We start from the raw sequence: 10,603 nt of genomic DNA on the forward strand, positions 1-10,603 counted from the left end.
GCAGCGGAAAGTCATTATTCTTCTTCGATAAAGGTTAACAGCTCGCGGAAATCAGTCATGATCGCATCCGAGCCTTCCAGCTCTGATTCGCGTCCGAAGCCAGCATACTGGCACCCGATGACAGTCAGCACATTGTTCACACCCGCTTCAACATCTGAGGAACGGTCGCCAACCATCCAAGCGGTTTGGATATTGTGGTCTTGCAATAATTTCGCAACCAGATCCACCTTGGATGACGTCTGAAATTCACCGGCGCTGTATAGGCCGTCAAACCATTGGTCAATTCCTTTCGCGCGTGCAACGCCTTTCACATAATCCTCCAGCCCGTTGCTGGCCACAAACAGCTTGATCCCGCGGGAGTGAAGCTCCTGCAGCGTTTGTTCCACATAGGGGTACAGCTTCCCTTGTCCGGCTTCCAATCCTTCCAATTCATACTGCAGCATTAACTCATCCGCCCTGCGATGGGCGGCCTCTGAGCCATCCGGCATCACACGGCGCCAAATATCTTCAAGGAGCATCCCCAGGCATGCAATCAAACGTTCGACAGGCGGCGTTTCCTTCAGATACAAGCCTTCTTCACGCAGCTGTTTGAACAGCCGATCATGGACATGAACGAGCAAGGTCTCCGTCTGAAACAGCGTGCCATCCATATCGAATATCATTGCCTGCGGCTTGTTAAATTGTTTTGTTGTCAATCCGGCACACTCCTTTCTATCCTTGCCCTATATCATACTTAAAAGGAGTCGGTGCGACAAGTAATAAAGTGGTTATATCGCATAAAAATAATCGGACATGAGCAACAGAGCGAGAACCGCCGGCGGTTCTCGCTCCGTTGCTCATAGAGATCAGTGGGCAGGCAACTGCTCCCATAACTTAGGCGCCGGCTCACCTGGCTGGTGAGTCAATATACTTTCTTCGTCTCGCGGTCCATTTTGATGATTTCCACCGCTTCCTTAAAACGCATCGCATGCACAATCTCGCGCTCACGGAGAAATTTCAGGCTGTCCTGCAGGTCGACGTCATCCGTCATATCGATGAGCCATTGATACGTCGCACGCGCCTTCTCTTCCGCAGCAATATCCTCATAGAGATCAGCCAGCGGATCCCCCTTGGCTTGAATGTAAGCAGCCGTCCATGGAACTCCCGCCGCATTATTGTAGAACAGCGCATTGTCATGGTTAACGAAATGCTCGCCCAGTCCGGCAGCCTTCATTTGATCCGGTGTCGCATCCTTCGTCAGCTTGTAGACCATAGTCGCGATCATTTCCAAATGGGCGAATTCTTCTGTTCCAATATCCGTCAGCAGGCCAATCACCTTATCCGGTATCGTGTACCGCTGATTTAAGTAACGAAGCGCTGCGGCGAGCTCGCCATCCGCCCCTCCATATTGCTCGATTAAATATTTTGCCATCTGAGGGTCACATTTGCTCACCCTGACAGGGTACTGCAGCTTTTTGTCATAAATCCACATATCGATTCCTCCACACCGCGGCTTATCGTCTCCCGCTTTTCTCTAACATGCGAACCCGCTGATTCGTCTCCATAGCCTCTTGTCTTTATACTTGCCAAGGCCACGGGGTATCCACCCACTGCCAAGGATATCGCGATAAGCTATGCCCGTATTGCAAAAGCGGGCCGTACCTCATCTCGAATTGATGTGCACACTGCTGCCTCTGCTGCGCCAATTGGTTAAACTGCTGCAGAGCCTGCAAATCATTGGGATGGGTGTCGAGATACAACGTAAGCTCCACTAAACCAAAATCAAGCTGCTGCAGCTCCTCCAGCTTTTCATAGTAATAATTGTCCATCTTCGTACTCATTGCGGATACCCCCCTTTGCAGCGGGATGGGTATGGACTGAATAGGGCTGGCCATAGGGTCCCCCGCCTTAATGCTTCATGAAGCGGGAACTGGGGTAAATTCATCGGTTGATAGGGAATGAACTGATTAGGCGGTACGACATACGTTTTTACCCGGATCGGCGGACAGGGATCAAACGGGCCGACGAACGGATAATATTCACGCATCTGGTTATTCACTGCGAGCTTTCCTCCTTACGTGATCTGCTTTCATTACCATCCTATGACAGCAGCCTACCTAAGGTGATCTACGCAAACAAAAAGATGCTGTCACAGCGGCAACCCGCCATAACAGCATCTTAAATCGAGGGCAATTATAATTTGATTTTTTCCTGGAACAATCCGGCTTTTCGTGCGGCAATGTAGATGATGACGACGAGCGGACCGATAAATACCCCTATCACGCCTACAAGCTTAAAACCGACATATAAGCTGATTAAAGCCGCCAAAGCACTGATTCCGACCGCATCGCCAAGCACCTTCGGCTCCACAACACGGCGAAATACGGTAATGACCAGAAACAACACAATCAGACCAATCCCGGTATAAGGATCTCCGGTGAAAATCAAATATGTAGCCCATGGCACGAGTACCGAGCCTGTTCCAAGAATCGGCAATATATCAACCACAATAATTAATAACGCGATCGCAAGCGGATATTTTATGCCTAAAATCAGCAAGCCGATCAGTGAAAGGATATACGTCATCAAGCTTAGTATAAACTGGGCCCGGAGAAATCCAAAAATCGATTTGCGAAGATTTTGCAGCACTTTATCAACTTGTCCTCTGGATTTCTCATCGAACAAAGAAAGAAACGTCGCTTTCATCGTATTCAAGCTGTAGCTGAACAAGTAGATCGCAACCAGAAACACAATAAAAAATATGAACAAGCCGGGTATGCTCTTGGCAAAATTGACAAACGAACCGGAAATGCTAGTCACCATGCCGGTAATCGAAGTGGAAAAGTTCGAAATCCAGCTTTCCAGCTGAGCAGCCGCTTCTGGCGATAATCGGGAAAAATAAACCTCCAGATTGGAAATCGTCTGTTGAACATAAGTGTTGGCTTCGCCGACATACTGCGGTACTTTATCCCAGAAAGCAATCAGCTCCGCCACGACCTTCACGCCAAGCAGCGCCATCAAGCCGATCAGCACAATTGTAAACAACGTGCTTGAGATGGTTGCCGCGACAAGGCGGTTCGTCCGGAAAGTACGAATGAACAATTGCGTCAAAGGCTCCATGAATATCGCTACGACGAGCGCTAACATGAACGGCGCGCCGACTGTAAAAAACAAATAGAGCAGCGCGAGCCCTACGCCTATCATGACAAGTGCTTTTACCGACATCTTACCCGATCACTCCCAGCGGTCCATAGTGAATTACATCACGGCACGTCTTTGTTTGAAGTCCATCTCTTTGTAATACATATCCTTCACAAGCAGATTAGGTCCGCAGCATCCTGCTGACAGACACCGGCAGTCCACGCTTTGCGCAAGCGAATCGCCAAGCCAGCGCTCGAACAAAGCGTCCAGCCGGTCTTCACGAATGTTACCAAAAGCGGGTACATCGGAAAAATCGGTAACGAACACATCTCCCGTGAACAGATTAACGTTCAAGCGGTTACGTCCGTCCGGATCATTGCGCACGGTAACGTTAGGTGCTTCCTTGAGTTTGCGCAGCAGCGCACGTTCTTCTTCATTGTCACTGCATGCGTAGAAAGGTAGCGTGCCAAACAGCATCCACACCTTCGGATCTCTAGCCTCCAAAAGCCGTTCTATCGCCTCCAGCATTTCACTGCGGGAGATCATAGGCAGGTCCGCCGCAAAGGCGCTAGGATACATGGGATGCACCTCATGCCGCCTACAGCCCATTTCGAGTATGAGCTTATGAATCTCGTCAATATGCTTGTGCGTTCGATAGTTGATCATCGATTCTGCAGAGACGAGCATGCCCCCATCGCTTAGACGGCGCGTATTTTCCATCATCCGATTATACAGCTTGGCCGCAGTATCGTATGGCATCTGATGAGGCGACTTGGCAAAACCGATCTGGTGAAAGTCGGACGCATTCCTGTAATTAAATGATATGTGCATGACGTCCAAATATGGCGCAAGCGGCTCATATCTCTCAAAATCCAATGTCAAATTTGAATTAATCTGCGAGCGGATGCCTCTTTCCTTGGCATAACGAAGCAGAGGGATAATATATTCTTTTACCGTTTGTGCAGCGAAAGAAGGCTCGCCGCCGGTAATCGAAATCGTCTCTAAATGCTCGACTTCCTCCAGCCGGTGAAGCATTTGCGTTAATGGTAATTTATCCGGCTCATTCCAAACAAGCGTATCCCCGACCGCACAATGCTCGCAGCGCATATTACACAGGTTCGATACGGTCATTTCAACACTGGTTAGCACATGTTTTCCATAGCGGGTAAGCGAACGGATCGGATCCCACGGATCCCATGCGGGGGAAAGCTCGGGAAGATTGTTAAAACGGTTCTCTGTGGTGAGTGTATGCATAAAAAAATCAGCACCTGACATTTGATTTGTGACCTTACTTTCCTATTGTAATGTGCGAAGCCTCAGGTTGCAAATGAAAGAAGACATTGGAAGGCATTAAATTTCCCGGTGTACTGCAAATAACGTTTTTCTCCCTCCCAGGGGAGTGAACTGTTGGCGCAAGCAGAAACCGGCTGCCGCCGTCTCGGGAGATCCGCAGGCGGCGAACAAAAAAAGAGCCTCGCGGCTCCTGTAAGTTTTATACGCCTGCCGAAGCGGGCGTGACCTCGTCATCATTAACACTGACAATCATTGTCGTTAATTGCTTGGTTAAATCTTTCTCATAGGGAACCTGCAGCGGCTCTCCGGCTTCATTATATAAAATGCGGACAATCGGCCGGTGCGGGCTTGCCGCGTGGTAATCAACGACGACTCCGCTCTCCCCTGTATTTAATTTGACCATGACTCCGAGCGGGTAGATGACGACTTTATCCCGGAATACTTGAACCATCCTCTGTTCATACAAGGTTCCAGTCCCTACATATAAAGCCTCAATTGCTTGATGAGGAAGCATCGCTCCCCGGTATACGCGGGCTGTAGTCATTGCATCGTACGAGTCGACCAGGCCGATCCATTTGGCATATTCATGAATATCATCGCCGCGAATGCCCCGCGGGTATCCGCTGCCATCGAGCCTTTCATGATGCTGAAACGCGCAATGCGCAACAATAAGCGGAATATTCGGCTCATCCTTGAGCAGCTGAAAGCCTCTCTCGGTATGCCGTTTCATTTCATTGTATTCTTCCTCAGAGAGCGGTCCAGGCTTGAGCAGCACATTGCTCGAGATCTGGGTTTTGCCGATGTCATGCAGCAGCGCGCCCATCCCCAGAGTCATTAATTCATCCTTGGTATATCCGACAGACATGCCGAGCAGTGTTGTGTATATACAAACATTCAATGAGTGCTGGTATAAATAATGATCGACTACCCCCATGTTCATCAGCATGATCATGGCATCCTTCTGGCCGCTGATTTCATCCATGACCATGGTCATTATTTGTTGAAACTGCTTGGCAATGTAAGGATAAGTCATGCCCTTTCGTTTCGAAGCGCCCATCATATCCTTAAAGCCCGTTCTAATTTCCTTAAGCGCGCGAATTCGCGTTTCATCAGTAATTAGCTCCGGAATGAACAAATCCGCAGTCATCGGATCTTCAATATAAACAAAGCTCACTCCGCACTCGCCCAATCGGCGGATGAGCTGATCAGTTAATTCGACATGCTTCCCAAGTAGGACGAGCCCGTCTTCGGAAAATATTTTTTTTGCTAATTTCATGCCAGGCCGGCACATCTTTATGGGCACTAAACGCATCGAACTAATCCCTGCCCGTCCTTTATTATCGTAAATCCACAACATTATTATCGGTAAAATTACTTCGTAATGTTAATGTAAGGGATTTTCCTTGAAAGATCAACCATGTTTTCGGCAATCTCCGACAAATATATGAAAATAATGATAAAAAAGTCCCTTGCCATCCCTGACAAAGGAGCAAAGGAACCAGTTAAAACACAGATTTAACCAATAGACCAACGGGAAACAGACGCCCCCTTCACGGCAGCCTGATCAATTAATTGCTCCGCCAAAACATTGCGAATGAACTCCGGCAGGCAATACGAAATTTCCCTTCCTTCCTTGAGACTCTTATATCCTGCGCCGAACGTGAACATATCAATCGTGCCAACGATATAACTTCGATCTTCGTCAAACGGCGCTCCGGCGACCTTCATGTCCACGATTTTACCATATGCCGGCAGCTCTGGATTATAGACGATCTCCATGCCGTCCACCGCAAGCGTTCCTAACACTAAGCCACGGAAGCCAAAGCCGCGAATCGGCATTTCGACAAATTCCGGCAGGAGCGCTTCTTCAAGAGCGATCCGGATATGCCGGCCGCTCAGCAGCATGCGGCAAGGATTAATCGGCGACGGACAAAGCGCGTGAAGCTGCGCCTCTGTCACGTCGCCTTGCGCCAAGCCGCCCAGCAGCTGCCCCGCATTCACGATGCCGATCTCGGCATCGGTCCAGCGGCGCAGGCCGGCGGCCAGCAGGTTGCCGAGCGGCGATTCGCGCTCGGATTGGACGGGCAGCGGCGCATCAAGCCGGGCAATCACCCGGCTCATGCGGCGCTCGCCCGTCTCCCGGAAGCCGCTGATGATCGCGGCGGCTTCCGGGTCTTCCGCGTATGCGGCCATCGGCACGCAGGATGCGCGGAAGACCGGGCGTTCGGAGATTGGATCCATCGCAATCTCAACGCGCCCGAGATGCTCGCCGAATTTGCCGGCTGCGCAAATGGTTGTATCGCCGATCATGATCGGCTCGAGCAGCAGATGATGCGTATGGGCTCCCAGAATCAGATCAATGCCCCCAATCTGCTCCGCCATACGTTCATCCATAGACAGCCCTAGATGCGATACGACAACGACCACGTCAACGCGCGGGCGAAGCCATTCTATCTGCTCCGCCGCCGCAGCAAACGGATCACGCGCTTCCCAGCCTAGCAAGCTGTAGAACGAATCATACTGTGCCGTAACGCTCGTTAAACCGATGCGCCAGCCATTCTTATTGATAATCAATCGAGGCAGGAGCCACTCGGGGAGTTCCCCGGATTCCCGATCAAACAAGTTGGCGCATAAAGCTGGAAAACGCGCATAGGACCGATAAGCGCGCTCCAGTTCTTCTTTGCTATATGTCAGTCCCTCATTATTGCCGATCGCCGCCGCTTCATAACCGGCTTCATTCATCAGCTCGATGTTGACACGCCCGTCACTGCCTTCGGTTTCCATTCTCATTCGATCCATATGGTCACCACAATCAACGACGAGCAGCCTGTCACTCCCGACCATCCGGCGTTCTTCCGTAATATAGGTTGATATTTTGGAGGCTTGCTCCAACCGGCTGTGAATATCATTGCTGTGAAGCAGGACGACATGCGAAGAAAGATCGTGCTTGTATTTCATGCCTTCCTCCTTGGCTGATGTTTAGAATATCTCTGCATGATGCAAAGCTTTGCCGATTGCTCCCGGCGACTGCCGTACTGCTTTCTTAGCTCTTAATAGCATAACATTTTTTAATGCTTTATGGTATGCTATAACATATCACTACTAGCTCATTGTGAGGTAATATACCATGAAAACGACGTATACCATTCAGTTATTCGCAGGATTATCCGAACGGATCGGCCAGCCGACAATAACGCTTTCCGCCGATAACGATCAGTCCCTTCAAGTCAGTGCGTTAAAACAGCGCATTGCTGACCTTTATCCCCAGCACAAGGAGGTCATCCGCGTATCGTTCCTGGCATGCAATCAAGCTTATGCTTCCGATCATGATACCGTTACCCCTTCCGACGAGCTCGCGCTGCTGCCTCCCGTATCCGGCGGAGAGGATACGGAAGTGATCCATGAAGGCAGGTCTGAAGATTCCCGTTATCTAGTTACCGATGCTCCCTTGTCTGTCGATGAGATCTCATCGCTCGTCATCAGCCCGGCAAATGGCGCATCACTTGCCTTTATCGGGACGACGCGCGAATGGACGCAAGGCAAGCGAACCATCCGTTTGGAATACGAAGCTTATGTCCCGATGGCTGTTCGAACGCTGCGCCAGATCGGCGAAGAAATTGACGAGAAATGGCCGGGAACGCTTTGCGCCATCGCACATCGGATCGGTGTCGTGGAATTAGCCGAGGCGAGCGTTATCATTGCCGTTTCCGCGCCTCATCGCGATGTTTGTTACGAAGCCAGCCGTTATGCAATTGAACGGCTAAAGCAAATCGTACCCATTTGGAAAAAAGAAATATGGGAAGACGGTTCCGAATGGAAAGGGCATCAACTAGGCCCATGGAATCCTGTCTCCTCGCTATAAAAGGAGATTTCGATTCATGTCTGAGGCTTTTACAGAACCAACAATAGATTCAAGCACCCGATATGCAAGACAGATCCGCTTTCAGCCTATCGGAGCAGCCGGACAAACTCGCCTGGGATCATCGTCTGCAGTCATCGTTGGCATGGGTGCGCTCGGCTGTGTGCTTGCGCAGCATCTTGTGCGAGCGGGCGTGGGCCGGGTCCGGCTGATCGACCGTGATTTTGTCGAATGGAGCAATTTGCAGCGGCAAATGCTCTATACAGAAGAGGATGCAAGATTGCTGCTGCCGAAGGCTGAAGCGGCAGCTGCGCACCTGCGTCAAATCAATCACAGTGTCTCCATTGAACCCATCGTCACAGATGTCACGCCGGATAATGCAGAACTGTTATTGTCAGGCTTTGATCTGGTGCTTGATGGCAGCGATAACTTCTCCGTCCGTTATCTAATCAATGATTTTTGCGTTAAGCACAATGTCCCATGGATTTATGGCGCAGCTGTCGGCGCTTCCGGCATGACAATGACGGTCATTCCCCAATCCACACCGTGTTACCGCTGTATGTTCCCCGAACCGCCCGCAGGCGGGACGACGGATACTTGCGAGACAGCGGGTGTTATCGCGCCAATCATTGATATCATCGCTTCGATCCAATCGACTGAAGCGCTGAAATGGCTGTCCGGCAACCAAGACAAGCAGCACAAAACACTGCTGCAAGTCGACCTGTGGAATAACGGCTGGACGCCGATCTCGATTGCGCGCTCGCGCAGACCGGACTGCCCAACGTGCGGACATAACCGGTACAGCTTTTTGGAGCAGACCGGAGAACAAACATCAGCTGCGCTGTGCGGCCGCAATACGATTCAGATCACCCCGGCAGTTGCCAGCCATTTAACCCTGGAAGAGCTGGCAGAGCGCCTGCAGCCAGTAGGCCCGATCGAACGCAACCCTTATTTGCTGCGGCTTCGCGTAGACGATGAAATCTCAATCGTCCTCTTTCAAGATGGCCGCTGCTTGATTCAAGGAACAGACGATCCCGTAAAGGCCAAAACCATTTATAGCCGAATAATGGGGATTTAATAAATGAGGGGCTCTCCCGCAAGTCTAACGACTAGGGAGAGCCCCTCATTTATTTGCATTTATTTTATTAACCGCTTGGCGTATAAATACGTTTTTTTCCAATACGCTTTATTAATATTCGTAATCTGGACGCCATCTTCCGGCAGCGGACTGGAGTGGATCATTTTCTGATTCCCCATATAGATACCGACATGGCCGATCTTTTTATTGCTTTTAAACCGTCCCGGGACATAGAAATACATGAGATCGCCGGTCCTCAGCTTGGATCGCGGTACATAGGTGCCCTTTACCGCTTGTGCTCTAGCTGTTCTTGGCAGGTTATAGCCATGCTTCGCATATATGAATCTTGTATAGGAGGAGCAATCGAACCTTTTCGTTTGATTATAGGGTCCCGCCCCAAATTTATACGGCACGCCTATATACTTTCTTGCATCGGCAATAATTTTACTGCCTGTGGCAGCGAACATTTCCACAGATTGTGGGGTGATTGATGTTCCGGAATCCTCTGCTCGTAGCGATGGTTTTAAAGAAGGATCCTGAAGATCATCCTGAAATGCGTCACCTTGTGCTGCATCGGGATCCACATAATCAGGCGTCGGAAAAATCGATACCCGGTTTGAATCGACTGTAAACACTGCTTCGTCGCCAAATAATGGCTGAACCGCTGAGCTTGGAATAACCAGGCTTGATTGGCGCTTATGTGCCGGTGCATCCATCAGTATCTTTTGTTCCTCTTTCACCACTGTTCTTGAATCCGGTTGAAACGACCAAATCACGTCATGATCGCCGATTAATAATTGCGTGCCGTCCTCTGACCAGTCTGCTTGAAATCCCATCAGCCCCGCCATCTTTGAGACATCCACATATGGCGTTCCGCCCAGGTCGATCACGTCAACGGCAGACTGGCCTGTTTCCAGCATTCCGATATTGCCGCTGCCATCACGATTCGAAGGCCCATCCCCCCCTCTCCAAGAGCATGCGCTAAGCTGCATGATCATCATCATACAGAGCAGAACGATTAACCAACGCCAACGCTTCATTACATTTCTCCCCTTATCCTTTTGAATGGTCTTCAACACCATTAATAGGATGAATCTAAAGGGCATTAAATATGCGTCAGCAAGAGAACTTCCATGCGGCAGCCGTTACGAATGGAATGATAAAAACAACAATAACCCCCTTGGAAAATTTCGAGGCCACTGAATAACTTCCGATTTTTGAAGTATGAAAAAGCGATTGAACAAAAAAGACGA

General features: G+C 50.0%; 11 protein-coding genes. 2 read left to right on the plus strand and 9 right to left on the minus strand.

The genetic code is table 11. From position 1 onward, the window contains the following. Positions 1-14: 14 nt before the first annotated feature. The 8 genes from IEW11_RS24375 to IEW11_RS24410 all read right to left on the minus strand — a co-directional run bounded on the left by IEW11_RS24375 (position 15) and on the right by IEW11_RS24410 (position 7,371). The gene (locus tag IEW11_RS24375) at positions 15-662 is read right to left on the minus strand and encodes an HAD family hydrolase (protein WP_188533714.1); all 648 of its coding nucleotides are present in this window, start codon (positions 660-662) and stop codon (positions 15-17) included. A 239-nt stretch (positions 663-901) separates the two neighbouring features. Continuing rightward, positions 902-1,471 carry a manganese catalase family protein gene (locus IEW11_RS24380; protein WP_188533704.1) on the minus strand — a complete coding sequence of 190 codons (570 nt, stop codon included), beginning with the start codon at positions 1,469-1,471 and terminating at the stop codon, positions 902-904. Between the two features lie 85 nt (positions 1,472-1,556). After that, positions 1,557-1,820, minus strand: a complete 264-nt coding sequence (locus IEW11_RS24385) for a spore coat protein CotJB (protein ID WP_188533705.1) — start codon at positions 1,818-1,820, stop codon at positions 1,557-1,559. Continuing rightward, positions 1,817-2,026, minus strand: a complete 210-nt coding sequence (locus IEW11_RS24390) for a spore coat associated protein CotJA (RefSeq protein ID WP_373289394.1) — start codon at positions 2,024-2,026, stop codon at positions 1,817-1,819. The genes IEW11_RS24385 and IEW11_RS24390 overlap by 4 nt, the downstream gene beginning before the upstream one ends. 146 nt (positions 2,027-2,172) lie before the next feature. Continuing rightward, entirely contained in the window at positions 2,173-3,204 is a 1,032-nt protein-coding gene (ytvI, locus tag IEW11_RS24395; RefSeq protein ID WP_188533707.1) for a sporulation integral membrane protein YtvI, read from the minus strand. 33 nt (positions 3,205-3,237) lie between these two features. Further along, positions 3,238-4,374, minus strand: a complete 1,137-nt coding sequence (gene yfkAB / locus IEW11_RS24400) for a radical SAM/CxCxxxxC motif protein YfkAB (protein ID WP_188533708.1) — start codon at positions 4,372-4,374, stop codon at positions 3,238-3,240. Positions 4,375-4,612: 238 nt separating this feature from the next. After that, positions 4,613-5,725, minus strand: coding sequence for an HD-GYP domain-containing protein (locus IEW11_RS24405; RefSeq protein WP_188533709.1), 1,113 nt, complete (start codon positions 5,723-5,725; stop codon positions 4,613-4,615). 203 nt (positions 5,726-5,928) lie between these two features. Next, the gene (locus tag IEW11_RS24410; protein WP_188533710.1) at positions 5,929-7,371 is read right to left on the minus strand and encodes a bifunctional metallophosphatase/5'-nucleotidase; all 1,443 of its coding nucleotides are present in this window, start codon (positions 7,369-7,371) and stop codon (positions 5,929-5,931) included. A 169-nt stretch (positions 7,372-7,540) separates the two neighbouring features. Between IEW11_RS24410 and IEW11_RS25265 the strand changes: the two genes are divergently transcribed. Both IEW11_RS25265 and IEW11_RS24420 read left to right on the plus strand, forming a co-directional pair. Then, the gene (locus tag IEW11_RS25265; protein ID WP_188533711.1) at positions 7,541-8,275 is read left to right on the plus strand and encodes a molybdenum cofactor biosynthesis protein; all 735 of its coding nucleotides are present in this window, start codon (positions 7,541-7,543) and stop codon (positions 8,273-8,275) included. 16 nt (positions 8,276-8,291) lie between these two features. Continuing rightward, on the plus strand, positions 8,292-9,350 hold the full coding sequence (locus IEW11_RS24420; protein WP_188533712.1) for a ThiF family adenylyltransferase: 1,059 nt from the start codon (positions 8,292-8,294) through the stop codon (positions 9,348-9,350). 59 nt (positions 9,351-9,409) lie between these two features. On the opposite strand, the gene IEW11_RS24425 is transcribed toward IEW11_RS24420, so the two are convergent. After that, positions 9,410-10,390, minus strand: coding sequence for a C40 family peptidase (locus IEW11_RS24425; RefSeq protein ID WP_229725676.1), 981 nt, complete (start codon positions 10,388-10,390; stop codon positions 9,410-9,412). Positions 10,391-10,603: the final 213 nt, after the last annotated feature.

It is taken from the genome of Paenibacillus abyssi, assembly GCF_014640295.1.
Taxonomy (GTDB): Bacteria; Bacillota; Bacilli; order Paenibacillales; family Paenibacillaceae; genus Paenibacillus_D; species Paenibacillus_D abyssi.